22 protein-coding genes are annotated in these 23,945 nt (G+C 66.8%); 14 read left to right on the top strand and 8 right to left on the bottom strand.

The genetic code is table 11. The features are described 5' to 3' along the window. Window positions 1–62 precede the first annotated feature (62 nt). From flhF to M1D97_RS02985, 5 genes are all read left to right on the top strand, one after another. Window positions 63–2,366, top strand: coding sequence for a flagellar biosynthesis protein FlhF (gene flhF / locus M1D97_RS02965; protein ID WP_456269265.1), 2,304 nt, complete (start codon window positions 63–65; stop codon window positions 2,364–2,366). Between the two features lie 27 nt (window positions 2,367–2,393). Continuing rightward, window positions 2,394–2,852: a hypothetical protein gene (locus tag M1D97_RS02970; protein ID WP_456269266.1), complete on the top strand. Its 459-nt coding sequence runs from the start codon at window positions 2,394–2,396 to the stop codon at window positions 2,850–2,852. Window positions 2,853–2,981: 129 nt separating this feature from the next. After that, window positions 2,982–5,054, top strand: a complete 2,073-nt coding sequence (locus M1D97_RS02975; protein ID WP_456269267.1) for an FUSC family protein — start codon at window positions 2,982–2,984, stop codon at window positions 5,052–5,054. Then, the gene (locus M1D97_RS02980; RefSeq protein WP_456269268.1) at window positions 5,044–5,265 is read left to right on the top strand and encodes a DUF1656 domain-containing protein; all 222 of its coding nucleotides are present in this window, start codon (window positions 5,044–5,046) and stop codon (window positions 5,263–5,265) included. Before M1D97_RS02975 ends, M1D97_RS02980 begins: the two co-directional genes overlap by 11 nt. After that, window positions 5,262–6,227 (top strand): efflux RND transporter periplasmic adaptor subunit, encoded by a 966-nt coding sequence (locus M1D97_RS02985; protein ID WP_456269269.1) that lies wholly within the window; start codon window positions 5,262–5,264, stop codon window positions 6,225–6,227. The genes M1D97_RS02980 and M1D97_RS02985 overlap by 4 nt, the downstream gene beginning before the upstream one ends. A 14-nt stretch (window positions 6,228–6,241) precedes the next feature. On the opposite strand, the gene M1D97_RS02990 is transcribed toward M1D97_RS02985, so the two are convergent. Beyond that, window positions 6,242–6,850: a hypothetical protein gene (locus tag M1D97_RS02990; RefSeq protein ID WP_456269270.1), complete on the bottom strand. Its 609-nt coding sequence runs from the start codon at window positions 6,848–6,850 to the stop codon at window positions 6,242–6,244. Window positions 6,851–6,925: 75 nt separating this feature from the next. Then, a complete protein-coding gene (locus tag M1D97_RS02995; protein ID WP_456269271.1) occupies window positions 6,926–7,576 on the bottom strand; it encodes a DNA-3-methyladenine glycosylase in 651 nt (216 codons plus the stop codon). A gap of 179 nt (window positions 7,577–7,755) precedes the next feature. On the opposite strand from M1D97_RS02995, the gene M1D97_RS03000 reads away from it, so the two are divergent. The 4 genes from M1D97_RS03000 to cobJ are packed head-to-tail and all read left to right on the top strand — an operon-like array spanning window position 7,756 to window position 11,460. Next, a complete protein-coding gene (locus M1D97_RS03000; RefSeq protein WP_456269272.1) occupies window positions 7,756–9,150 on the top strand; it encodes a hypothetical protein in 1,395 nt (464 codons plus the stop codon). 50 nt (window positions 9,151–9,200) lie between these two features. Beyond that, window positions 9,201–9,872 carry a precorrin-8X methylmutase gene (locus tag M1D97_RS03005; RefSeq protein WP_456269273.1) on the top strand — a complete coding sequence of 224 codons (672 nt, stop codon included), beginning with the start codon at window positions 9,201–9,203 and terminating at the stop codon, window positions 9,870–9,872. Further along, window positions 9,872–10,678, top strand: a complete 807-nt coding sequence (locus tag M1D97_RS03010) for a precorrin-2 C(20)-methyltransferase (protein WP_456269274.1) — start codon at window positions 9,872–9,874, stop codon at window positions 10,676–10,678. The genes M1D97_RS03005 and M1D97_RS03010 overlap by 1 nt, the downstream gene beginning before the upstream one ends. Further along, complete coding sequence (cobJ, locus tag M1D97_RS03015; RefSeq protein WP_456269275.1) at window positions 10,675–11,460, top strand: precorrin-3B C(17)-methyltransferase; 786 nt, start codon at window positions 10,675–10,677, stop codon at window positions 11,458–11,460. The genes M1D97_RS03010 and cobJ overlap by 4 nt, the downstream gene beginning before the upstream one ends. On the opposite strand, the gene M1D97_RS03020 is transcribed toward cobJ, so the two are convergent. After that, on the bottom strand, window positions 11,449–12,225 hold the full coding sequence (locus M1D97_RS03020; RefSeq protein WP_456269276.1) for a cobalt-precorrin-6A reductase: 777 nt from the start codon (window positions 12,223–12,225) through the stop codon (window positions 11,449–11,451). The two genes, cobJ and M1D97_RS03020, sit on opposite strands and share 12 nt — an antisense overlap. 96 nt (window positions 12,226–12,321) lie before the next feature. On the opposite strand from M1D97_RS03020, the gene cbiE reads away from it, so the two are divergent. The 3 genes from cbiE to M1D97_RS03035 are packed head-to-tail and all read left to right on the top strand — an operon-like array spanning window position 12,322 to window position 14,924. Continuing rightward, window positions 12,322–13,587, top strand: coding sequence for a precorrin-6y C5,15-methyltransferase (decarboxylating) subunit CbiE (gene cbiE, locus M1D97_RS03025; protein ID WP_456269277.1), 1,266 nt, complete (start codon window positions 12,322–12,324; stop codon window positions 13,585–13,587). After that, window positions 13,584–14,375, top strand: coding sequence for a precorrin-4 C(11)-methyltransferase (cobM, locus tag M1D97_RS03030; protein WP_456269278.1), 792 nt, complete (start codon window positions 13,584–13,586; stop codon window positions 14,373–14,375). Before cbiE ends, cobM begins: the two co-directional genes overlap by 4 nt. Before the next feature lie 9 nt (window positions 14,376–14,384). After that, complete coding sequence (locus M1D97_RS03035) at window positions 14,385–14,924, top strand: hypothetical protein (RefSeq protein ID WP_456269279.1); 540 nt, start codon at window positions 14,385–14,387, stop codon at window positions 14,922–14,924. A gap of 18 nt (window positions 14,925–14,942) precedes the next feature. Here the strand turns inward: M1D97_RS03035 and M1D97_RS03040 are convergent, their stop codons facing one another. The 4 genes from M1D97_RS03040 to M1D97_RS03055 form a co-directional block, all read right to left on the bottom strand. Beyond that, window positions 14,943–15,638: a glutathione S-transferase family protein gene (locus M1D97_RS03040; RefSeq protein WP_456269280.1), complete on the bottom strand. Its 696-nt coding sequence runs from the start codon at window positions 15,636–15,638 to the stop codon at window positions 14,943–14,945. A 22-nt stretch (window positions 15,639–15,660) separates the two neighbouring features. Then, window positions 15,661–16,935 carry an Nramp family divalent metal transporter gene (locus M1D97_RS03045; RefSeq protein WP_456269281.1) on the bottom strand — a complete coding sequence of 425 codons (1,275 nt, stop codon included), beginning with the start codon at window positions 16,933–16,935 and terminating at the stop codon, window positions 15,661–15,663. Between the two features lie 164 nt (window positions 16,936–17,099). After that, window positions 17,100–18,767, bottom strand: a complete 1,668-nt coding sequence (locus tag M1D97_RS03050) for a cation acetate symporter (protein ID WP_456269282.1) — start codon at window positions 18,765–18,767, stop codon at window positions 17,100–17,102. Further along, entirely contained in the window at window positions 18,764–19,090 is a 327-nt protein-coding gene (locus M1D97_RS03055; RefSeq protein WP_456269283.1) for a DUF485 domain-containing protein, read from the bottom strand. The genes M1D97_RS03050 and M1D97_RS03055 overlap by 4 nt, the downstream gene beginning before the upstream one ends. A gap of 236 nt (window positions 19,091–19,326) precedes the next feature. On the opposite strand from M1D97_RS03055, the gene M1D97_RS03060 reads away from it, so the two are divergent. Both M1D97_RS03060 and M1D97_RS03065 read left to right on the top strand, forming a co-directional pair. Beyond that, the gene (locus M1D97_RS03060) at window positions 19,327–21,252 is read left to right on the top strand and encodes a putative nucleotidyltransferase substrate binding domain-containing protein (RefSeq protein WP_456269284.1); all 1,926 of its coding nucleotides are present in this window, start codon (window positions 19,327–19,329) and stop codon (window positions 21,250–21,252) included. Further along, entirely contained in the window at window positions 21,252–22,007 is a 756-nt protein-coding gene (locus M1D97_RS03065; RefSeq protein WP_456269285.1) for a 3'-5' exonuclease, read from the top strand. The genes M1D97_RS03060 and M1D97_RS03065 overlap by 1 nt, the downstream gene beginning before the upstream one ends. Window positions 22,008–22,085: 78 nt before the next feature. Here the strand turns inward: M1D97_RS03065 and M1D97_RS03070 are convergent, their stop codons facing one another. Continuing rightward, window positions 22,086–23,717: a BCCT family transporter gene (locus M1D97_RS03070; protein ID WP_456269286.1), complete on the bottom strand. Its 1,632-nt coding sequence runs from the start codon at window positions 23,715–23,717 to the stop codon at window positions 22,086–22,088. Window positions 23,718–23,945 lie beyond the last annotated feature (228 nt).

Raw genomic sequence — 23,945 nt, forward strand, 5'->3', positions numbered from 1 at the left:
AAGGCGGCAGTTGGAGACTCACCTGCGCCTGCACCATTGCCGTCCATCAGGAGAGCCAGGGCATGGGGGTACACCGGTTTATCGGCATCAACGCGCGCGACGCCATGCGTCAGGTGCGCGAGTCGCTGGGCGATGAGGCGCTCATCCTTTCCAATCGTCAGGTCGAGGGCGGCGTCGAGATCGTCGCCATGCTCGATGCCGACCAGCAGAGCCTGACCGACAGCCACAGCGTGTCAGAGCCGGAACCCGTCGCCCCGTCGCCCGCCGACGCCGCCCCCGAACCGGCCGCGCCGCCGCGCCCGAGCGGGGGCGCCCCGGAGGAGATGCAGGCCTTCAGTGCGCAGATGATGAGCGAGCTCTCCGCCATGCGCGATCTGCTCAACGCCCGGCTGACGGCGGCACCGCCCGCCGAGGACGGGGCGACCACCCCGGCGAGTCGTTTGCGTCAGCGCATGATCGGCGTGGGGTTCAGTCAGACGCTGGTGCGCGAGCTGATTGCGCTGCTGCCGGCCGAATTTGCCGACACGCCGGAGGCCGAGATCGACGAGGCGCTCAACGGCTGGATCAGCCGTCAGCTCGCCGCCCGGCTGGAGACGCTGGACGTCGACAGTGACCTGCTCGCCGACGGCGGCGTGATGGCGCTGATCGGCCCGACCGGGGTGGGCAAGACCACCACCACCGCCAAGCTCGCCTCGCGCTACGTGATGGCCCACGGCAACCGTGACGCGGCGCTGATCACCACCGACAGCTACCGTATCGGCGCCCAGGAGCAGCTGCGCATCTACGCACGCCTGCTGGGCGTGGAAGTCCACGCGCTGGAAGGCGACGGCGATCTGGGCGCGCTGCTGTCGCGGCTGATGACGCCGCGCCGGGCGCTGCTGCAGATGCAAAAGGCCACGCCGAAGCGCACCATCCTGATCGACACCCTGGGCATGAGCCAGCGCGACCCGCGACTGGCCACCGAGGTGGCCCGTCTGGGCGAGGCGGGCGTGCCCATTCAGGCCCTGCTGGTGCTGGACGCCGCCAGCCACGGCGATACCCTCGAGCAGGTGGTGGCGGCCTATCAGCAGGCCGCGGCCCAGGCCGGCACGCCCATTCGCGGCTGCATCATTACCAAGCTGGATGAATCCGCCCGCCCGGCCACCGTGCTGGACATTCTGGCCCGCCACCGACTGCAGGTGCTCTTTATCGCCAACGGCCAGCGGGTGCCGGAGGATCTGGCCGCGGTGGATGTCGCCGCGCTGGTCAGCGAGGCACTGTCGGTCGATAGCGCCTCGCCGTTTGGCTATGACGCGGCCACGCTGGCCGAAATGGCGGGGCAGACGCGCCAGTCGAAGGCGCACGCCCTGTCGCGGGATGTCGTCAGTCATGGCCGCTCCCTGCACGCCATGTTCGACACTCTGGCCCGCCGGGCGCCGGGCACCCCGCTGCTGGAACAGCTCTGGGCCCACGGTGTGAGCAACGCGGCCAACGAGAGCTTTGCCGCCCACATGGCGGCGCGGGTGCCGATCACGGCGGCCTCCGATGAAGAGCACGCCCTGTGGTGGTCGAAGGAGAACGGCTCGCGTAAGCAGGACTGGCTCATGCCGCTGGTGTCGCTGGATGACCACGGCCTGCCGCTGCCGCAGACCTGGCTGCGCCATCGCCTGCCGACATCGGCGGCCGAACGCCTGCGCTGGGCACGCGAGACCCATCAAAGCGCCTGGCATCTGATGGCGACACTGCCGGCAATCGACGAGATGCACCGCTTCGCCGCCGATCGACAGCTCTGGATGGCCACCGCCACGGCATCGCGCCGGGTACGCCATCAGGGCGAGCGTCAGCGGCTGGTCGATCTGGCAGATCTCGCCGAGGAGATCGACCAGCGCCAGTGCCGCTGGCGCGGCCGTACGGTCACCATGGTGCTCTCCTGCCTGCCGGCGCTGTACGACACGCGCGGCAGCGGCGCCCCGGCGGAGGTACTGGTGTGGTTTGCCCGGCTCCACGATGTCGATGACAACCGCGTGCTGGCGCGGCGCTACTGGCTCTCCAACGCCGTGACCGGTCGTGATGTCGCCTCGCGCCTGGCCCGGGCGGTGGCGCTGGAAGGCCTGGAGGGACTGACCCGCCAGGCAATGCGCCGGCTGGACGAAAGCGGCGTGGCGCGCAGCGACCGCGAGACCCGGCTGCAGCTGGCCTCGGGGCTGGCGGCGCTGGCGACCCGGCTGGAACTGGCCGGCGAGGACTGGGCCATGGATGTGCGCGCCCAGCTCTTCAATCTCTCCGGCGGCGCGCGGCGCCGGACCGGCACGGTGCTGCTGGAGGCGCTGCTGCAGGCCTTCACCGCTCGCGACGCGCTGAGGGATGCCCGGGGAGCGCGCGCGTGATGGCACGTGACGACAGCGGTGCCCGCCATGTCCAGTGATCAGGCCAGCGGCCTGCGCCAGTGGTCGCAGGCGCACGCTCCGGGCAGGGCGACCCATGCGGCCCCGGCCGGGCTGGTGGTGATGGTCTGGGGCGATGAGGGCGCCGGCGTCGAGCCTCTGTCGCAGCGCCTCGCCCTGCCCGAGGGCGTGTCGCACTGGCGGCCCCGGCCGCTGGTACTCTCCGCGTCGCTGCCCGAGGCGTTGCCGGATACGCCCTGGTGGGTGCTTCACCTGGCCCATCTTCAGGCCGACAGGGCGCCACGACTGGCCGGCGCGCTGCGCCGGTGCCACGGCGCCGGCATGCCGCCCACCGTGCTGCTGGACGCGCCCGCGGCCCTGCCGGTGGCGGGGCTGATCCGCGCCGTCCATGCCCATCTGGGGGTGACGCTGGTGCAGAATGCGCCGGCCTGGCACCGTAGTGTCACGGCCCTGTCGGGGACGGGTTAAGGTAGACGTCAGCTCGGGGTTGATGGAATAATTCGCCGCCTCACTCTTTTTCTGACGCACGTCACTGTCCGCCCGTGGGCGCTACCGCCCACCGGCGGCGTGCGTCGTTCATGATGCCGATCATTTCCGATGAGAATTGTCTCGAGTATTACCGGTGACCACTGGGTGCTGGCGCTGCGCACCGTGCTGGCCGTCTGGCTGGCGCTTTTTGTGGCGCTGCGTCTGGATCTGGACCAGCCGGCCTGGGCGATTCTGGCCGTCATGATCGTGACGCTGCAGCCGGTCATGTTCTCGGGCGGTACGCCGCCGCTGGGCATCATCATTCATCGCTGTATCGGCCGGTTGATCGGCACCTTTCTGGGCGCGCTGATGGGGGTGGTGCTGATCGCGCTCTTTGCCCAGCAGCCGATGCTCTATCTGCTGGCCGCCGGCGGCTGGCTGGCCTTTTGCACCTTCTGTGTGATGCTGTTAAACGATGAGCCGGCCAGCTACATCATGATGCTCAGCGGCTATACCGCCACGCTGGTGTCACTCACCGCGATCGGCACCGGCGTGGACAACATCTTCGGTCTGGCGCTGGCCCGCACCACGGAGACAGCGCTGGGCATCGGCGCCGGTTTTTTGATGCATGTGCTGATCAAGCCGCGCTTTGGCAGTCACGCCCTGCCGACCACGCTGGACGCGCTGACCGGCGGCGCGGCCGGCGAGGTGCGTATCGCCCTGATGCAGACGCGCTCGCGGGCCGAGCTCAACGCGCGACTGCGCACGCTGATGGGCAAGCATCAGCAGTTCGAGGGCCAGCACGCTCTGGCACGCTTCGAGTTTCGCCGCTTTCGTCGGCTGCTGCCGGCGCTGGATCGCTTTGCCGGTGATAGCCTGGCGCTGATGACCGGGCTGCGCGAGCTCGAGGAGGCGATCGACCGGCTGTCGTACTGTGAGGGGGCGGAGGCGATCATGACCGCCCTGCGCGACCCGGCGCTGCCCTTTCTGGCGGCGCTGGAGGAGGGCGGCGAGCTGCCGACGCTGCCCGCACTGCCCGACATCGCCGCGCTGGTGCCCGCTGAGGCACGGGTGACGCAGGTCCGCGCCGCGCTGGTGCGCGAGCGCCTGCAGGAGGTGCTTGCGCTGTTGCATCACGGCCGGGCGCTGAGCCTTGCCATGCAGCACCACCAGCATGCCCGGCTGGTGCGCCTGACCGGACGGCGGCCGCGGCGCACCTGGCATCCGGAGTACGGCGTGGCGCGCTACAACGCCTTTCGCGTGTTCATCGCCTTCGAACTGCTGGGGCTTTTCTGGATTCACAGCGGCTGGCCCTCGGGCTATCTCGCCATGATGCTGCTGGGGGTCTTTATCGTGCTGTTTGCCAAGGCGCCCGACCCGGCCGCCGTGGTGCGCCAGTTCCTGACCGGCACGATCTGGGCGGTCATCATCGGCTGTGTGTTCTCCTATGTGGTCTTTCCCGCCATCAGCGGCTTTCCGCTGCTGGCATTGAGCATCGCGGTGCCGGTGGTCATCGGCACGCTGATGACGCCGCACATGCGCTACTCGGCGATCGGCCTGGCCGGGGCGGTGACACTGATGACGCTTTTGAACCTGCACCGGACCTACGAGTTTCACCCCACCCAGTTCATCAACGGCGGGCTGGCCTCGATTCTGGGCACCATCGTGACCATGGTGACCTATTCCCTCTTTCGCCAGCGCACGCCCGGGGAGCGTCTGGAGACACTGGTGGCGGCCTACTGGCGCGGCCTCGAGCGGGTGACCCGGGCGCGCCGGCTGCCCACGCGGCGCTGGATCGAAAGCCGGCTGTATGACCGTCTGGGCCGTTTGCTGGCGCTGGGCAGCGGTGAGCCGATGCTGCGCGAGGCGGTGGATCTGCACGCGCTGGCCATGTGCCTGTGGCGTCTGCGGCAACTGGCCCGCGACAGCGGCACCCGGCAGCGCGATATCGAGCGCTGGGTATTTGAGCTGGGCCGACAGCTGCCCCGGGCCGGTCGTGATGCGCAGGCCTGGCAGCGTCTGGCCGCGGAATGTGACGCCCGGGCGGCGGCGCTTTATGACATCGAGCCGCTGCCCACGGCGCTGATCGGCGAGTTCGAGATGCTCTCGCATCTGCTGCGGGATTTGCCCGGCGCCGAGGCGCGGGCGCGTGAGGCGCTGTCGCACGGCGACGATGAACAAGGAGCCATGGATGCTCGATGAGTGGTCGTTTCTGGGGTTTCTGACGCCGCCCCTGTTTTTGCCGGTATTTCTGGCCCTGCTGCTGTACTGGGGCGTGCGCCGTGTGATGTCGCGTTTCGGGCTCTATCGCTTTTTGTGGCAGCCGGTGCTGGCCGACATCGCCATTTTTACGCTGCTGTTGTGGGCGGTGCTGATGCTCAGCGGCGCCCTGCCGGCCGGAGGGAGAACATGACGGACAAAAAATCGGGTATGACGGGTGTGTCGGCCGTGGCGGGGCGCATCCTGCGCATTGTACTGACGCTTGTGCTGGTGGTCGCGGCGCTGCTGGCCGCCTGGTGGATCTGGCATCACTACATGCATGATCCCTGGACGCGCGATGGCCGCATTCGCGCCGATATCGTCCAGGTCGGGGTGGATGTCTCGGGGCTGGTCGATACCCTCGAGGTGCACGACAACGACCTGGTTGAAAAGGGCGAGGTGCTCTTTACCATCGATCAGGCGCGCTATCAGCTGGCGCTGGATCAGGCGAAGGCGGATCTGGCGCGTTTCAAGGAGCAGCGCGACGAGGCGAAGGCGACCAGCAGCCGGCGCGATCGGCTCAACAACTACGTCTCGCAGGAGGCGCGCGACAACGCCCGCTTCGAGTACCGCTCGGCCGAGGCGGCGGTCCGCAACGCCGAGGTGGCCGTGCGCGCCGCGCAGCTTGACCTGGCGCGCTCGACGGTGCGCGCGCCGGTGGATGGCTATGTGACCAATCAGCAGCTGCGCCCGGGCCAGTACGTCAGCGCCGGATCCCGGGCGATGACGCTGGTGGATGAGCACAGCTTCTACGCGCTGGGCTATTTCGAGGAGACCAAGCTCGGCGGCATTCATCCCGGCGACCCGGCCCGCGTGCGCCTGCTGGGCCGCGACCGCGAGCTTCACGGCCACGTGGACTCGATCGCCCGCGGCATCGTCGACAACAGCCTGACCGGCGAGTCCGACGGACTGGCGGCAGTCAATCCGTCCTTTGACTGGGTGCGCCTGTCCCAGCGCATTCCGGTGCGCATCCGGCTGGACCACGTACCCGAGGATCTGGTGCTTTCTGCCGGTCAGACCGCCACCATCTACGTCGATGCCCCCGGTCACGAGCCGCAGGAAGATGGCTGGGGCGCGGCGCTGCGGCGGCAGCTCGAAAATCTCTTCGACCTCTAGGCGCCGGCCCCGGTCTAGCGGCTGTAGGGCGTGGCCGGTGCCGGACCGCGCGGGTCGGCATACAGGTCTGCGCCCCGATCCGGGGCATTGAAGCCCGGTCGCGACTGACCCGGCAGCGGATAGCCGTGGGGCGGCAGCGGATAGCCGCGGTCCGGCGGCCGATGCCCCGGCGGGCGGGCGCCGGGATGATGCCACCGATCGGGCCCGTAATGGCGGTTGCCGCGCGGCGCGGTGCCGTAGATGGTGGCCCGCTGTTCGCGGTCGAACTGACGGCGCTGGCCGTCATAAAGGCGCTCGTAGTCGCGTCTCAGCCGCTCGTCGGGGTCGATGCGCTGCGGGCGGTGCCAGCTGAATCCCGGCCGGCCGTCATGGCCCCACTGGCCGTGATACGCCGGCGGCCCGCCCTGGCCGGGTCGGCCGACATGGGGGTAGCCCCGGTGGGGAGGCGGGCGGACATGGTGCCGGCGCCGCTCGCCGAAGGCGCTGTCGTGGTGAAATCGTGAGTGGTTCTGCGAAAAGTGCGAGCGATCCCGGTCAAAGTGCGAGCGTACCGGCCCGCGATCCTCGGCCAGTGCCGCACCGCTCAGCATCAGTGCCACAAGCCCTGCCAACCATCGTGTCATGAGCCTCTCTCCCGGGCGTTGTTCAGCGCAGTCTTCATTCTAGCCCGACAGGGGGCCTGCCGCGCCATGCCGGGATTACTGTCCGGTGGCACGGGCTCGCGCGGCCTGTTTCTCGATCTGACGGCGCAGCTGTGGTGTGGCAATGCGCAGCCGCCAGGGGGCGTCGCGGTGCTCGGGACGGGCGTAGTCGATGCCGATACGGGGGCTGTAGATGATGTCGTCATCATTGACCGGAGTGCCCGGCTCGATCCACAGGCCCTCGCCGCTGCATAGATCGCAGCGGTTAAAGGCCGTTTTGGTGATCGCCATGGCGCGGGTCAGCTTGCCGGGGCCGTTGAGCATTTCGCGGCCGCGCTTGCCGTTGCGCCGTTCGATCATGGTCGCTTCGCCCTGGATCGGCTCGATGGCGCGAACCAGCACGGCGCAGGGGTCATCCTCGGCCTCGGTCACCAGATTGAGCATGTCGTAAATGCCGTAGATGATGTAGACATAGGCGTAGCCCGCCGGGCCGAACATGACCTCGGTGCGCGGGGTGCGCCCGTGGGAGGAGTGACACGCCGTGTCCTGAAAGCCCAGATAGGCCTCGGTCTCGGTGATCCGGCCGATCAGTCGCTCGTTACCGTCATCGACGATGAGGTGACAGCCCAGCAGGTCACGGGCGACGTCGAGGGTGGGGCGGTTGTAAAAGTGTCTGGGCAGCGGGGCCGGCGCGGGGGCGGCGGACATTGAACCTCCTTGTGAATACGTCTGACACGACGGCGGCGTTGCCTTTCGGGTCAGAGAGTGCGATAGCATGGCCCCAATAATGGACGAGCCCGGCGGGTTTTGCCGGTCCGGGCGGTCCGATGTTTTCCCTGTTTTGTGGTTGAACGCTCATGTTGCCTGAACCGCACGACCTCAATGCGATGCAAAAACCCGCCTGGCGGGGCACGCGAGGCGCCTGCCCGTCGCTGGCCACGCCCATGGAAACGGGGGATGGCTGGCTGGCGCGCCTGCCGCCGCTGATTGCCCCGCTCGAGGGGGAGGATGTCATCACGCTGTGCGAGGCTGCCGAGCGCTTCGGCAACGGCCTGATCGAGGTCACGCGGCGCGGCAACCTGCAGCTGCGCGGGCTGGCCGAGGGCGCCCACCGGGGGCTTGCGGACTATCTGACACAGCGCCTGTCGCGCCACTGGCTGGACAGTGGCGTGCCGGCGGTCTCCCTTGACCCGCTGATGGCGGTCGATGAAGCCGTCGATGCGCCCACGCGCGCGCTGGCCCACCGGCTGCGCGGGCAGATCCTGACCGGGGCGCCGTCCGGGCTGGCGCCCAAGTGTGCCGTGGTGATCGATGCCGGGGGCTGGGCGGGACTGGCCGGGCTGGCCGGCGATGTGCACGTCCGCCTGGACGGGGACCGCGGCGGCTGGATCGGCGTGAGCGGCGATCACGCCAGCGCCACCTGGCTGGGCTGGATGGTGGCCTCGAAGCTTGCCAGCGCGGTGCTGGGGCTTCTGAGCGAAATGGCCATGCTCGATCCCATGGCGCGCGGGCGCCATCTGCTCGCCCATGTCTCGATCTATACGCTCTGCGATCTGCTGGGCTGTCGCCCCGGCGCACCGCCGCCGCGCAGCGACCTGTTTCAGGGGCCGGACACCGCTGCCCGTCGCCAGCGCGACGTGCTGGATGTGGTCTGGCCGTTCGGGCAGATGCCGGCGCTGGCGCTTTTGCGCTTCACGCGCGAGGCGCTGCGCTGCGGGGCGCTGGGATTTGCGGCGGCGCCGGGACGCCACTGGCGGCTGGTGTGTCGCGAGCATGCCGATATCGAGGCCATCGCCGACGCCGCGCGCGAGGCCGGGCTGATCGTGGCAGACGACGACGCCCGGCTGGCCATCGTCGCCTGCACCGGGGCGCCGGGCTGCGCCAGCGCCTTCATGGCCACCCACGAGACGGCCCGGGCGCTGAGCGAGGTGTGGCCGATCCTGTTCGATGACTCGGTCGGGCTGCATCTGTCCGGCTGCGCCAAGGGCTGTGCCAGTCTCGACCGGGCCACCTTTACCCTGGTCGGCATGGCGGCGGGTATCGGCCTGGTCTTTCAGGGCAATCCCCGCGGCGTGCCCCGCCCGGTTGCCAGAGATGCGGCCGCGCTCGGGGCCGCGTTGACCCATCTGGCACACACGCTGGCCGCAGAGGGCCACGGCCTGCCGCTGGCGGCATCGACACTGGCCTGTCTCGGCGAGGAGCGCATCGTGGCGCTGCTGCGCGCGGGCAGCGGGTTTGATGCCGATGCGTCAGGGGCGGACGCTGTCGTATCCCCAGGGTAGAATGTCGTGTCCGAGCGCCCCGACCCCCATACCGACCGACGAGAGAGCCCATGACCGATCGCCATGGCACGCATGACGCCGCTGTCCAGCGTTCCCTGTACGACTACGAACACGACGGCCAGGCCATTTATCGTCAGTCGTTCGCCATCATTCGATCGGAGGCGGCGCTGGCGCGCTTTGCGCCGCTCGAGGCCGACGTGGCGGTGCGCATGATTCACGCCTGCGGCGTGGTCGAGCTGGCCGAGCAGATTGTCTTCGGCGGGGGCGACATTGCCCGGGCGCGCGAGGCGATCCTGCAGGGCGCCCCGATTCTGTGCGACGCCGGCATGGTCGAGCGGGGCGTGACGCGGGCGCGGCTGCCGGCCGATAACGAGGTGGTCTGTACCCTGCATGATGCGCGCACGTTTGATCTGGCCGAACGCATCGGCAATACCCGCACGGCGGCGGCCATCGAGCTGTGGGGCGAACGCCTCGACGGCGGCGTGGTGGTGATCGGCAACGCGCCCACCGCGCTCTTTCATCTGCTGGACCTGCTCCATCAGGGCGCGCCGCGCCCGGCGGCCATCATCGGCGTGCCGGTAGGCTTTGTCGGCGCGGTGGAGTCCAAGCAGGCCCTGATCGATGCCGGGCTTGATATTCCCTTCGTGACGGTGCGCGGGCGCATGGGCGGCAGCGCCATGGCCTCGGCCACCATCAACGCGCTGGCAAGTGACCGACTCTGATGCGATCAACGCCTGAAGGTACGCTCCCTGCCGGGGGCAAGCCGCCCGCCGGTGCCCGGCTGTACGGCGTGGGCACCGGCCCCGGCGACCCGGAGCTTGTGACCCTCAAGGCCGCGCGGGTGCTGGCCGGGGCCGACGTGGTGGCCTGGTTTGCCAAGGCCGGCAACCAGAGCAACGCCCGCCGCGTGGTGGCCGACCATCTGCGCGACGGCCAGCCCGAGCTGGCGCTGTACTATCCGGTCACCACCGAGCTGCCCCGCCACTCCGAGGGCTATCGCGAGGCCATCGCCGCCTTCTATGAGCAGAGCGCCGAGCGGCTGGCCGCCGAGCTTGCCGCCGGGCGCAGCGTGGCCGTGCTCTCGGAAGGGGACCCGCTGTTTTTCGGCTCCTGGATGCATCTGCATGTGCGCCTGCGCGAGCGCTTCGACATCGAGGTGATCCCCGGCGTGACCGGCATGGCCGGCGGCTGGTCGAGCGCCGGCGTGCCGATCTGTCAGGGCGATGACGTGCTGACCATCCTGCCGGGCACGCTCGACGAGGCGGCGCTGGTGGAGCGATTGTCGCGCTGCGAGGCGGCCGTGATCATGAAGGTGGGGCGCAACCTGCCGCGGATCAAAAGCGCGCTGGCCCGGGCAGGCCTTCTGGAGCGGGCGCTGTATGTCGAGCGTGCCACCATGGCAGGGGAGCAGATCATGGCGCTGACCGATCGTGATGACCGCCCGGCGCCCTATTTCTCGATCGTGCTGGTGCCCGGCTGGGCAGCCTGCGCCCATCCGGTCACGCCGGGAGCGCAGGTGAGGCCATGAGCGGGCGGCTGATGGTGATCGGGCTGGGGCCGGGAGCGGCCGACTACATGACGGCGCAGGCGCTTGATGCGCTGGCGCGCGCCGACTGGTTCTATGGCTACGGCCCCTACGTGGATCGGGTCGTGGCCCGGGACGACCCGCGCCGGGTCGCCTCGGACAATCGCGAGGAGGGCGCCCGCGCCCGCGAGGCGCTCACCCTGGCCGAGCGTGGCGCGGGCGTGGCGATGCTCTCCGGCGGCGATCCGGGCGTGTTTGCCATGGCGTCTGCCGTGTGTGAACAGATCGAGCGCGGCCCGCCGGCGTGGCGTGAGCTGAGCCTTGAGATCGTGCCCGGGGTGAGCGCCATGCTGGCCGCTGCGGCCGCCTGCGGCGCGCCGCTGGGCCATGACTTTGCTGCCATCTCGCTGTCCGACAATCTGAAACCCTGGACGCTGATCGAGCGCCGGCTGCTGGCCTGCGCCGGCGTCGGCATGGCGATGGCGCTGTACAATCCGATCTCGACGGCGCGCCCCTGGCAGCTGGGTGTGGCGCTGGAGAAACTCCGGGACGTGCTGGCCCCCGAGACGCTGGTGATCTTCGCCCGTGCCGCCGGCCGGCCGGATGAAAACATCACGATCACCAGCCTCGGCGAGGCCCGCGCCGAGCAGGCCGATATGGCAACCCTTGTCATCATCGGCAGCGAGGAGACCCGCCGGGTCGAGCGGCCCGGCCAGGCGCCGCTGATCTATACGCCTCGGTTCGCCCCCGGTCATGATCCCGAGGCGAGTGGCTCACAGGGCTGACACCCAGTCGACCAGGTGCGCCATGCCCGCGTCATCCAGATCCTCCACAACGGGTATGTCGGGCATGGCCGGACGGCGGATCATGATCACCGTCACCCCCAGTTCGCGAGCGGCCACCAGCTTGGGGAAGGTCGCTGCGCCGCCGCTGTGCTTGGTCACCAGCACGTCGATGCCGCGGCTGCGCAGCAGCTCGCGCTCCTGCGCCAGGGTAAAGGGGCCGCGCGCGATCAGGTTATCCACATGGGGTAGCGCCAGCGGCACCTCGATGGGGTCGATACTGCGGATCACGTAGTGATGCCGGGGGTCGGCTTCAAACCGGGCGGCCTGGTCACGACCGAAGGTGAGCAGCACCCGGCGCGGTGTGTCGCCCAGCAGGGTGACCGCCTGGTCGGTGGTGTCGCACTCGAGCCAGCGATCCTCCGCCTGGCGCTGCCAGCCGGGGCGCGCGATGCGCAGGATGGGCAGGCCGGTCCGGCGCGCCGCCTCATGGGCGTTGTGGGCCATCTGCGCGGCGAAGGGGTGGGTGGCCAGGATGATCGCATCAATGTGATGCGCCCTGAGCCAGTGTACCAGCCCGTCAACGCCGCCAAAGCCGCCGCTGCGGGTGGTAACACCGTTATCGAGGGGTGTGCGCGTTCGCCCGGCCAGCGACAGGGTCACCGAGATGTCTGGCAGGGTGGCCAGCCGCGCGGCAATCCGGCGGGCTTCAAGCGTACCGCCCAGCAGCAGGAGACGTTTATGATGGGGCGCGGTTGTTGGACACATGGTCTGTCAACGTCGTGATCCGTGGTCATGAAGACGCCCCGCCACTCTACACCCGATGACGGTGACGGGTGGCGCACTATAACAGGAGAGAGAGGCATGAGCCCCAGTGACACCCCCGCCGACGCGGCGGCCCCCTGGCTTGCCATCGTCGGCATCCAGGAAGGCGGGCCCGAGGAGCTGTGTGAACGGGCGCGCGAGGCGATCAGCCAGGCCTCGGTCGTTTTCGGCGGCTCGCGGCATCTGGCGCTGACCGGCACGCTGATCCAGGGGACGCCGATTGCCTGGCCCTCGCCGCTGAGCGAGGGCATCGAGCGGCTGTTGGCGCTGCGCGGGCAGCGGGTCTGTGTGCTCGCCTCGGGGGATCCCTTCCACTACGGCATCGGCTCGACCCTGGCGGAGCACGTACCGGCCGGCGAGATGGATGTATTTCCAGCGCCATCGGCCTTTTCACTGGCCTGTGCCCGGCTGGGCTGGCCGCTGCAGAAAAGCCGGCTGCTGTCACTGCACGGGCGGGCCATGAGCCGTCTCAACGGCCATCTGCATCACGGCGTGCGCATCGTGGCGCTGACCAGCGACGGTGCGGCGCCGGCCCGTATCGCCGCCATGCTCGCCGAGCGCAACATGGGCGAGAGCCGCCTGACCGTGCTGGAGGCGCTGGGCGGGCCGCGCGAGCGCACCGAAAGTTTTACGGCGCAGGCCCTGGCGGGTGACGAGCGTGAGTTCGATGCCCTCAACGTGGTGGCGCTCGAGATCGTGCAGCACGGCGAGGGCAGTGTCGCCGGGCTGGCGCCCGGGCGCAGCGATGCGCTGTTCGAACACGACGGCCAGATCACCCGCCGCGATATCCGGGCCATGACGCTGGCGCGGCTGGCGCCGCGTCCGGGCGAGCGGCTATGGGACATCGGTGCCGGTGCCGGCTCGATTGCCATCGAGTGGCTGCTGCTGGATGACTCGCTCGAGGCGGTGGCCATCGAACGTGACGAGACGCGCTGTCAGCGCATCCGCCGCAACGCCGAAACGCTGGGCGTGCCGCGTCTGGAGATTACCCCGGGGGAGGCGCCCGGGGCACTCGACGGGCTGGCCTCGCCGCAGGCCATCTTCGTGGGCGGCGGGGTGAGCAACATGACGCTGATGGCCCGCTGCTTCGACGCCCTCGCCCCCGGCGGGCGGCTGGTCGCCAACGCGGTCACGCTGGAAAGCGAGCTGGCGCTGGGCGAATGTCATCGTCTGCTGGGCGGCGAGCTGATGCGTCTGAGCCTTGAGCAGACCGCGCCGCTGGGCAGCATGACCGGCTGGACGCCGGCGCGCACCATTACCCAGTGGGTCTGGACCAAACCGCTGGACTTTCAGGGGGTGTCATGACGGTCCACTTCATCGGCGCCGGCCCCGGAGCGGCTGACCTGATCACCGTGCGCGGTCAGCGTCTGCTCACGCAGTGTCCGGTGTGTCTCTATGCCGGCTCCACGGTCGCCACCGAGCTGCTGGATTACTGCCCGGCGGGGGCACGCATCATCAACACCGCCCCGCTGGATCTCGAGGCGATCGAGGCCGAGTACGTGCGCGCCCATCAAGGCGGGGAGGCGGTGGCCCGGCTGCATTCGGGCGATCTCTCGGTGTACAGCGCGCTGGCCGAGCAGCTCAGGCGTCTGAAACGCCACGGCATCGACTACACCCTCACCCCCGGCGTGCCGGCCTTTTCGGCGGCGGCGGCGCTGGTCGAGCGCGAGCTGACGGTGCCGGAGGTGGCGCAGAGCGTGGTGCTGACCCGGCTGTCCGGTCGGGCGTCAAAAATGCCCGAGCGCGAGCAGCTGGAAACCTTTGCCGGGACCGGCGCGACGCTGGCGATTCATCTGGCGATCCACCGGCTGGCGGAGATCGTGACACGCCTGACGCCCTTTTACGGGGCGGACTGTCCGGTGGCGGTGGTCTATCGTGCCAGCTGGCCGGAGGAGCGCCTGGTGCAGGGCGTGCTGGGCGATATCGTCGAGCGGCTGACGGCGGAGCCGATCGAGCGCAGCGCGCTGATTCTGGTCGGCCCGGCGCTCTCGAACCATGACTTTCGCGACAGCGCACTGTATGAGACCGGCTACTGCCGGCGCTTTCGCCATGACGACGCAGCCGATGACTCGGTCGTGTCAGCCAGGGAGTAGGGAAGGAACATGCAAAACGATCTGCCCGGTACGGGCGCCGACGATGACGCCGCCTATGCCTTTCGGGAGCATCGACTGTCGTGGGTGGCCTATGGCGACGCCGTCCTCAAGGGCGCGGTGGGCATCGCCATCGCCGTCGCGCTGATGCTCTCGCCGCGCTGGATCACGATGGCCCCCCTCACCGCACAGGTGCTGTTTTATGCCGGTATCGCCTTTGCCCTCTGCGCGCTGGGGCTTTTGATCTATCGGCTCTGCTATCTGCGCCGCGTGCGGCTGTATACCGATCAGGACGGGGTGTGGTGCTATCGCGGCATTCTGCCCTGGCGGCGCGGCATCGTCGGTACCAACTGGCGCGACGTGCGCCAGGCCAGCTACGGCACGGGGTTTGTGCGCTGGGTTACGAAGGCCTACCCGATCAATGTGGACAATCGCTTTACCGATACCGACCCGATCACGCTTGCCCATGTGCATCGCGGCCACGAGTTTGTCGGCCACGTGAACGCCTGGCGCAACCGGATGCTGCGCCAGGACGGTGAGACGCTGCGCTAGCCCTTATCAGGTTCAGGCTCAGGCCTCGACCGGTGGGCGGCGGTCCTCGATGACGCGCCGCCCGCGGATGCAGTCTTCTTCGTGAAAGGCCTCCCGCCAGGGCTCGTGGATGCCGGCCTCGACCCACTCGGCGACGGCCGGATGCGACAGCAGTCGATCGACGTAGGCCATGGCGGTCTCGCCAAGGGTGAGCTGATAGCCTCGAACGCGTACGGCCACCGGCGCATAGAAGGCATCCGCTGCCGTGAAGGCGTTGCCTGCCAGCCACGGCCCACCAAAGCGTTCAAGGCCTGCTGCCCAGAGTGCTTCCAGACGCTCGAGATCCCGCGCGAGTGCTTCGCTCGGCGTACCGACCTCGATGGTCAGGCCACAGTTCATTGAACACTCATCGCGCAGGGCGCCAAAGCCCGAGTGCATCTCGGCCGCCGCACAGCGGGCAAAGGCGCGCGCCACGGGATCAACGGGCCACACTTCGGGATGGGCCTCGGCCAGATGCTCGCAGATCGCCAGCGATTCCCATACCGTCAGTGACTCATCCACCAGGCAGGGCACCTTGCCGGTGGGGGAGAAGGCATCAAACGAGGGCTGACGCGACCCGTATTCAAACGGCGTCAGCACCTCCTCAAAGTCGATACCGAGCGTGCGCATCAGCACCCAGGGGCGCATGGACCATGATGAATAGTTCTTGTTGGCGATGTGGAGACGATAGCGCATGACATCCCTTCCCGGTCGGTGATCAGATCACCCCCAGCATACCCAGGAATACCCGCAGCGCCAGCAGGCAAACGATCAGCATGACTGCGCCATAGATCAGATTCTGCCTGAACGTGTTGGCCAGCGTGCCCAACAGCGTGCGCTGGTTGCACAGCACCCAGATCGAGCCCACGATCGCCGGCAGCAGCAGCCCGTTGATCGCCTGCGCCGTCAGGATCAGCTCGATGGGGGTGCTGCCGAAAAGCGCCACGATCGCCACCGGCGCCAGAGCGGCCAGCAGCATGACGCCGCGGTTGCGCGTGCTGCGCGCGCTCTCGTTGCGGCCGGTGGCTTCCCCCAGCAGCGGCGGCTGTACGGCGATGTTGAAAAGCCCCGAGGAGAACCCTGCCGCCCACAGTCCCAGCGAGAACAGGACGCCGGCATACTGCCCCAGCACGGGCGTGAGCTGGCCGGCCATGTCGGCGGCACCCGAGACCCCGGTACCCAGCGGGTGAATGGCCGCCGCCGAGCACAGCAGAATGGCCACCATGACCACGCCGGTAATCACCACATTGGTGGTGTGGTCAAAGCGGGAGAGCGCCAGGCGCTTGTCCATGGGCGTGGTGGTATCCCCTTCGTACTTGCGCTTGATGAACGCCGACAGCCCCATCACGGTGTTGGGCGGCAGGGTGGTGGCGATCAGGGCGAGAATCAGCCAGTAGTTGCCCTCGGGCACCCGGAAGGAGAAGCCGGTGGCCGCCACCTCGCCCGGATTCGGGCCGGCCAGTGCCAGCGTCAGCACAAAGGAGAGCACGATCAACACGATGATCGCGCGGTTGATGTTTTCCAGCAGCCGATAGACGCCGACCCAGCACATGATCAGTGCCCCCAGTGCCAGCAGGGCCACCCAGGCCAGAATCGGAATCGAGGGCAAAAGAAAATTGAGCGCCAGCGCCGCGCCGGTGAAATTGCCGGCCTGAAAGGCCACGGCGCCCAGAAGTAGTGCAGCGTAGAGCGTGACCGCCCACTTTCGGCCCATGCGCTGGCGAATGCCTTCCATCGCCGACATGCCGGTGGCCAGGGTAAAGCGGATCACCGGGCGCTGGAAGCAAAACGCCACCACCGAAGCCGCCATGACCGCCCACAGCAGCACGAAGCCATACTCGGCGCCCGCCACCGAGAGCGTGGTGATCGAGCCGGGCCCAAGAATACAGGCCGCCACCATGGCGCCCGGGCCCAGGGCGCGCAGACGCTCCATGACGCCGAGCGAGGGGACTCCGCCGGGAAGCGCGCTGTCATGGTGGGTCATCGTTTTCATGGTCGGGCCTCATGACGGTTGGGGATGTGCCTGTGTCATGCAAAGGGCGTGCCGATCGTGGTCGGGATGCGGTATTTCGAGCCTGTGTGGCCGGATTGATAAGCAGGCAGCCGACCAAAAAAAAGCCCTGCGCAAGGCAGGGCAAGGGAGAGAGGGTTGAGGAATCAGTGCGCGACGCTGCCGGAGGCACCGATGCCGGTCTGGGAGCGCACGAACTGCGCATCGAACAGCTCGCGCTCCCGTGCGGCGGAGGCGGACTTGTCGGTCACCGAAAACAGCCAGATGCCGATAAAGGCCACCGCCATCGAGAACAGCGCCGGGTAGTCGTAGGGGTAGACGGGGCTGTCATTGCCCAGCACCTGCACCCAGATGGTCGGACCGAGGATCATCAGCACGATGGCCGTGATCAGCCCCATGCCGCCGCCGATGACCGCGCCGCGGGTGGTGAGCCGGCGCCAGTACATGGAGAGCAGCAGGACCGGGAAGTTGCAGCTCGCCGCGATCGAGAAGGCCAGACCCACCATGAAGGCGACGTTCTGACTCTCGAAGGCAATCCCCAGCACGATGGCCACGATCCCCAGTACCAGTACGGCGATCTTGGAGATGCGCACTTCCTTTTTCTCGTCGGCGTTGTCCTTCATGACGACCCCGGCGTACAGGTCATGCGAGATGGCCGAGGCGCCGGCCAGCGCCAGGCCCGCCACCACGGCGAGGATGGTGGCAAACGCCACCGCCGAGATGAAGCCCAGGAAAATGCTGCCGCCCACGGCGTTGGCCAGGTGCACCGCCACCATGTTGGTGCCGCCGATGATCGCCCCGGTGCTGTCCTGAAAGGCCGGGTTGGTGCTCACCAGGATGATGGCGCCAAAGCCGATGATGAAGGTCAGAACGTAGAAATAGCCGATGAAGCCGGTGGCCACGAACACGCTCTTGCGCGCCTCCTTGGCGTTGCCGACGGTGAAAAAGCGCATCAGGATATGGGGCAGACCGGCGGTGCCGAACATCAGCGCCAGCCCCAGCGAGATCGCCGAGACGGGGTCCTTGACCAGTCCGCCCGGGCTCATGATCGAGGCGCCGTTGTCATGTACGGCCACCGCCTCGTTGAACAGCCCCTCCAGACTGAAATTCACGTGCATCAGCACCATCAGGGCCATGAAGCTGGCGCCAAAGAGCAGAATGGCGGCCTTGATCATCTGCACCCAGGTGGTGGCCAGCATGCCGCCAAAGAGCACGTAACAGACCATCAGAACGCCCACGACCAGCACCGCAATATAGTAGTCCAGACCAAACAGCAGCTGGATCAGCTTGCCGGCGCCCACCATCTGCGCGATCAGGTACAGCGCCACCACGGCCAGCGAGCCAAAGGCGGAAAGCGTGCGCACCGGGCGCTTGCTCAGGCGAAACGAGGCCACGTCGGCAAAGGTGTAGCGCCCCAGATTGCGCAGACGCTCGGCGATCAGAAACATGATCATCGGCCAGCCGACCAGAAAGCCCATCGAGTAGATCAGACCGTCATAACCCGAGGTGAACACCAGCGCCGAGATGCCCAGAAAGGAGGCCGCCGACATGAAATCGCCCGAGATCGCCAGACCGTTCTGGAACCCGGTGATGTTGCCGCCGGCGGCATAGTAGTCCGACGCCGACTGGCTCTTCTTGGACGCCCACCAGGTGATATAAAGCGTGATGCCCACGAAGATCAGAAACATGATGATCGCCGGCACGTTGAGCGACTGCTGCGTTACGGGCCCGGTGACGGCATCGGCCATGGCGGTCGCGCCGGTCAACAGGCTGCCTGCCGCTACCAGCGCCAGTTTGGCAAGTACGGTATTCATTGTTCGATCTCCTCGATCACCCGGGCGTTGAGGCGGTCGAACTCACCGTTGGCACGACGCACGTAGAGGCCGGTCAGCGCGATGGCGACCACGATCAGGCCCAGACCGATGAGGATACCCCAGGTCGTGGTCACGCCCTGGGCAAGCGGGGTGCCCAGTATTCCGGGGGCGAAGGCGATCAGAAGGATAAAGGCCATATAGAGGCCCAGCATGATGATGGAAAGCGTCATGGCAAACCGGCTGCGTTTTTGCACCAGCTCCTGAAAGCTGGCATTGCGCTGAATATCGCGCCACTGAGTGTCGTTGTGCGTCGGTCGATTCATGGCTCATCCTTGTTGTCCCGGCAGATTACCGTTTTATGTGCACGACCCTTAATCCTTGCCTGGAAACGGGACAAAAGAGCAGAGCACTTTAGTCGTGATTCGACCAAAGAAATATTCAGGGCATGAAAGGCTCGCCGGTTGCGATGTCGGCATATACCCTTGGTAACACAGGGTCATCAGGGGCCGCCGGTTGCCATGACGATCGGCGGCAACGCAGGACAGGGGACAGTAAGCGAATGGATATCGAACAGCTGGAAATACGCCAGCACATGGCGCAGTTTGCGCCCTTTGAGTACCTCGGTGACGAGTGGCTCGACCGTGTGGCCACGCAGGTCGAGATCAGTTACTACCAGGCCGGTACCGACATTCTGACGCTGGATCAGGAGGTCAACGAGCTCTGCTACGTTCGCAGCGGTGCTGTCGAGGTCTCGAGACGCAGCGGCCAGCTGTTTGACCGCCTGGTGGAAGGCGACATCTTTGGCTATTCGGATCTTATGCGTAACCGCCGCGTGCGGTTTCCGGTGCGCGCCATCGAGGACACGCTGATCTATTTCGTGCCGGCCGAGCTTTTCGATTCGCTGCGCGCCGACAACGATGATTTCGCCGATTTTGTCGAAACCGGCGGCGACCGCCTCAAGGCCACGGTCGATCAGCAGCGCAATGATAACCAGATGAGCAGTACCCGCGTACGGCGGCTGATCCGGCGCAAGCCCACCATGGTGGACATCCAGACCTCGATAGGGGAGGTTGCCCGGCGCATGCGCGAGGACAACGTGACCTCCGTGCTGGTGCTCAGCGATGAGGGCGCGGAGGCCAACGGACCGCGTCACTTCACGACCCAGGAGGGACTGGTGCGTCGGCTGGCCGGGCTTCTGACCGACCGTGACTGCTGTGTGCGCGCGCTGGCGGAGAATCTCAGCGGCGACACGCCGGTGGGCGAGGTGATGTCGACCAGTCTGATCACGGCGCCCTCGGATGCCTCACTCCACGACGCCACCATGACGATGCTCAATCACAACATTCAGCACCTGCCCGTCCTGTATCGGCGTCGGCCGATCGGCGTGCTGGAGCTGAGCGATGTCATGCGCTATGAAACCCGCAGCAGCCTCTATCTGGTCAGCTCGATCTTCAACCAGTCGGGGCTGGCCGGGCTGGTGCGTCTGAGCGGCGACGTGCCGCTGGTCTTTGCGCGGCTGGTGGACGAGGGCGCCGATGCCCAGATGATCGGTCGTACCATGGCCACGATCTGTCGCAGCTTCATCCGCAAGCTGCTGGAGCTCGGTGAGGCCGAGCTGGGGCCGCCGCCCGTTCCCTACTGCTTCATGGTACTGGGGTCTTGCGCGCGCGATGAGCAGACGGTCTTCGCCGATCAGGACCACGCCATGGTGCTGGATGACAGCTTCGTGCCCGAGGAGCATGACGACTATTTCCAGTCGCTGGCCCGCTTTGTCAGCGACGGGCTGGCCTCGTGCAGCTATCCCCTGTGCAAGGGTGATGTCATGGCGACCAACCAGCGCTGGCGCCAGCCGCTGTCGGTCTGGCAGGGCTACTTCCGCGACTGGATCGAAAACCCCGATCCCGAAGCCCTGCTGCACAGCTCGATCTTCTTCGATCTGGGCTTCGTTCATGGCGAGCTCAACATGCTCGAGAACCTTCAGTCCCTGATCAGCCGACTGGCGCCCCGGCACCCCTTCTTTTTGGCTGCCATGGCCCGCAACGCGCTCAACCGTACGCCGCCGCTGGGGTTGTTTCGTACCTTCATTCTGGAAAAGGACGGCCAGCACAAGGACGCCATCAACCTCAAGCGCCGCGGTACGGCGCCGCTGGTGGATCTGGTGCGCGTGCACGCCCTGGCCTGTGGCTCCAGCTCGAACAACACCATCAATCGCCTCAAGGATATCGCCGAAACGCGGCTGCTGCCCGAGGGGGTCAACGACCGGCTGCGCTACGCCTTCGAGTTCATCTCCATGGTGCGCATTCGCCACCAGGCGCTGGCCATCGAAAGCGGGAACTCGCCGGACAACCGGCTGCGACCCGACAATGTCGAAAGCCACGAGCGCCACAATCTCAAGGATGCCTTTGAAGTGCTCAGCCATGCGCAGAAGTTTCTGAAATTCCGCTATCCGATGCCCTCTACCTCGAGTCGGGGAAGGGGGCGCTGATGCGCGACTGGCCACAGCGACTGCAAAAGCACTATCGGCGCTGGCAGTGGCATCGCCGCGGCAAACTGGTCTCCGAATGGCCGGCCTATCTGGCGGATCGGCAAGGCAAAACGCGCGATAAGCGCCTTGAGCACTATTTCGCCGCCGGCACGTTCGATCCGCAGACGCCGATCAGCGAGGTGCCGATGGTGGCGCTGGACATCGAGACCACCGGTCTCGATCCCTCGCGTGACAGCATCGTCAGTATCGGCGTGCAGCCCTTTACGCTCGGGCGCATTCGCGTGGCCGAGAGCCGCTACTGGACGGTCAAGCCGCGGCGGGCGCTGAGCAGCCGCTCGGTGGTCTATCACCGTCTCACGCACAGTGACCTGGCCGATGCGCCGCGCTTTAACGAGATTATCGGCGAGGTGCTCGAACAGCTTGCCGGACGTCTGGTGGTGGTGCATTACACCCGGATCGAGCGCGAGTTTCTCAACGCCGCCACTCGGTACTATCTCAAGGAGTCGCTGCTGTTTCCGCTGGTCGATACCATGGCGATCGAGGCCTTTCATCATCGCCGGCTGACCTGGTTTCAACGCCTGCGCGGGCGGCGCCCGGTGTCGCTGCGCCTGCACCCCAGCCGGGCGCGCTATAACCTGCCGCCCTATCAGGCCCACCACGCCCTGATCGATGCGCTGGCCACGGCCGAGCTGCTGCAGGCGCAGATCGCCCGGCACTACGCGCCGGATACGCCCGTCGGCGTGCTCTGGGAGTAGATTGTCTGCCCACGAAAAAGGCGGCCCGCGGGCCGCCTTTTTTAATGCGCGTCAAACGCGCGGTCGTATCAGTGCACCTCAGTAGCGTGGCTCCGAGCGCAGCCCCTGAATGATGGCGTAGCAGGCGGCCAGCAGCACGATGGTGAAGGGCAGACCGGTCGTGATAACAGCGGCCTGCAGGGCCGTGAGACCGCCGCCCAGCAGCAGGGCGATGGCAATGGCGCCTTCGATTAATGCCCAGAACACGCGCTGTGCCTTGGGTGCATCGACCTTGCCACCGGCGGTGATGGCGTCGATGACCAGCGAGCCGGAGTCCGAGGAGGTGATGAAGAACACCATGACCAGCACGATGCCGACAAAGGAGGTGATCGCAGAGAGCGGCAGCTGACTCAGCATGGAAAACAGCTGAAGTTCCAGCGCTGCGTCACGGGCACCTTCGAAGCCGTTGGTCAGCTGAGCGATGGCAGTTTCGCCAAAGGCGGTCATCCAGATCACGGAGACGATGCTGGGAACAAGCAGCACGGCGATCAGGAACTCACGCACGGTACGGCCGCGGCTGACGCGGGCGATGAACATGCCCACGAACGGCGACCAGGAGATCCACCAGGCCCAGTAGAAGGCCGTCCAGCCGTGTGTAAAGTCGGTATCCTCGCGACCGAAGGGCATCGACAGCGCCGGCAGGTTCAGGACGTAAGACCACAGGTTCTCGACAAAGCCGGTGGCAATGAGCAGCGTCGGCCCGACGAAGATGACAAACATCATCAGCACAAAGGCCAGCCCCATGTTGATCTGCGACAGGCGCTGTACGCCCTTGTCGACGCCCAGCATGACCGACAGCAGTGCGACCAGCGTGATGCCGATAACAAGAATGACCATGGTCACATCAGTGTTGGGTGTGCCGAACAGATAATTCAGACCGGCAGAGGCTTGAGAAGCACCCAGACCCAGTGATGTGGCAAGTCCGAACAGCGTCGCAAACACTGCCAGGATGTCGATGAGATGGCCCGGCCAGCCCCAGATGCGCTCTCCCAGGATGGGGTAGAAGATCGAGCGCATGGTCAGCGGCAGGCCCTTGTTGAAGGAAAACAGCGCCAGTGCCAGTGCCACGATGGCGTAGATGCCCCACGGGTGCAGGCCCCAGTGAAAGATGGTGGCGGCCATCGCCATGGACTTGGCCTGTTCCTGGTTGCCTTCCGCACCGCCCAGCGGCGCCCAGGCATCACCGGTAATGGACGTGCCGTAGTGGGTAAGCGGCTCCGATACGGCGTAGAACATCAGCCCGATACCCATCCCGGCGGCGAACAGCATCGCGAACCAGCCGGCGTAGCTGAAATCCGGTTTGGCATGCATGCCCCCGATACGCACTCGGCTTAAGGGGGTAAAGATGAGGACCACCGCGAGGATGACGAAGATATTGGCCGCCAGCAGGAAGAGCCAGCTGAGATTGTCGGTCAAAAAGCTTTTGGCGCCGTTGAACACCGGTCCCATCTGGTTGGGAAGGGCGAGCGTGACGATCACGAACAGCAGGATGACCAGCGACGAGACCGTAAAGACCTTGCCGTGCAGGTCGACGCTGAAGCCGAACTTGTTGGTTTGTATGTTGTCCTGGCCAATGACGTAGTCGGTATCGATCAGGTTGGCCTTGCCGCTTGGGGCGGGAATGCCCTCACTGCCCTGATCCTTGTCGTTGTTTTCAGGTGTCTGGCTCAATTTTTTTCTCCATTTCAGCTGGGAAGGTGCTGGCAGGTCGAGCAGTTGAGCTCTCGCAGTACAGTCAAAAAGATAGCTGAATGAACTGTTGGTTTGAATGCTCCGGTGTGACATGCCATCCACAAAAACACGTCAGCTCCGATATTTGGCGTCGCGTGTTCGAGCGGTTTACGACATGCCCTGCCGGGCAGCCACTTGCATGTTACGTTCTATCACACATCATGCCAC

The sequence above is a fragment of the Kushneria sp. AK178 genome (assembly GCF_053903105.1).

Excerpts from the sequence above, each read along its gene's own strand:
- M1D97_RS03055 (WP_456269283.1), bottom strand. The coding sequence starts at position 19,090 with ATGAATCGACCGACGCACAACGACACTCAGTGGCGCGATATTCAGCGC.
- M1D97_RS02970 (WP_456269266.1), top strand. The coding sequence starts at position 2,394 with ATGTCCAGTGATCAGGCCAGCGGCCTGCGCCAGTGGTCGCAGGCGCAC.
- M1D97_RS03020 (WP_456269276.1), bottom strand. The coding sequence starts at position 12,225 with ATGTGTCCAACAACCGCGCCCCATCATAAACGTCTCCTGCTGCTGGGC.
- M1D97_RS03010 (WP_456269274.1), top strand. The coding sequence starts at position 9,872 with ATGCGATCAACGCCTGAAGGTACGCTCCCTGCCGGGGGCAAGCCGCCC.
- cobM (WP_456269278.1), top strand. The coding sequence starts at position 13,584 with ATGACGGTCCACTTCATCGGCGCCGGCCCCGGAGCGGCTGACCTGATC.
- M1D97_RS02985 (WP_456269269.1), top strand. The coding sequence starts at position 5,262 with ATGACGGACAAAAAATCGGGTATGACGGGTGTGTCGGCCGTGGCGGGG.
- flhF (WP_456269265.1), top strand. The coding sequence starts at position 63 with ATGGGGGTACACCGGTTTATCGGCATCAACGCGCGCGACGCCATGCGT.
- M1D97_RS03060 (WP_456269284.1), top strand. The coding sequence starts at position 19,327 with ATGGATATCGAACAGCTGGAAATACGCCAGCACATGGCGCAGTTTGCG.
- cbiE (WP_456269277.1), top strand. The coding sequence starts at position 12,322 with ATGAGCCCCAGTGACACCCCCGCCGACGCGGCGGCCCCCTGGCTTGCC.
- M1D97_RS03050 (WP_456269282.1), bottom strand. The coding sequence starts at position 18,767 with ATGAATACCGTACTTGCCAAACTGGCGCTGGTAGCGGCAGGCAGCCTG.
- M1D97_RS03000 (WP_456269272.1), top strand. The coding sequence starts at position 7,756 with ATGCAAAAACCCGCCTGGCGGGGCACGCGAGGCGCCTGCCCGTCGCTG.
- cobJ (WP_456269275.1), top strand. The coding sequence starts at position 10,675 with ATGAGCGGGCGGCTGATGGTGATCGGGCTGGGGCCGGGAGCGGCCGAC.
- M1D97_RS02975 (WP_456269267.1), top strand. The coding sequence starts at position 2,982 with ATGAGAATTGTCTCGAGTATTACCGGTGACCACTGGGTGCTGGCGCTG.
- M1D97_RS02990 (WP_456269270.1), bottom strand. The coding sequence starts at position 6,850 with ATGACACGATGGTTGGCAGGGCTTGTGGCACTGATGCTGAGCGGTGCG.
- M1D97_RS03005 (WP_456269273.1), top strand. The coding sequence starts at position 9,201 with ATGACCGATCGCCATGGCACGCATGACGCCGCTGTCCAGCGTTCCCTG.
- M1D97_RS03040 (WP_456269280.1), bottom strand. The coding sequence starts at position 15,638 with ATGCGCTATCGTCTCCACATCGCCAACAAGAACTATTCATCATGGTCC.
- M1D97_RS03045 (WP_456269281.1), bottom strand. The coding sequence starts at position 16,935 with ATGAAAACGATGACCCACCATGACAGCGCGCTTCCCGGCGGAGTCCCC.
- M1D97_RS02980 (WP_456269268.1), top strand. The coding sequence starts at position 5,044 with ATGCTCGATGAGTGGTCGTTTCTGGGGTTTCTGACGCCGCCCCTGTTT.
- M1D97_RS02995 (WP_456269271.1), bottom strand. The coding sequence starts at position 7,576 with ATGTCCGCCGCCCCCGCGCCGGCCCCGCTGCCCAGACACTTTTACAAC.
- M1D97_RS03065 (WP_456269285.1), top strand. The coding sequence starts at position 21,252 with ATGCGCGACTGGCCACAGCGACTGCAAAAGCACTATCGGCGCTGGCAG.
- M1D97_RS03035 (WP_456269279.1), top strand. The coding sequence starts at position 14,385 with ATGCAAAACGATCTGCCCGGTACGGGCGCCGACGATGACGCCGCCTAT.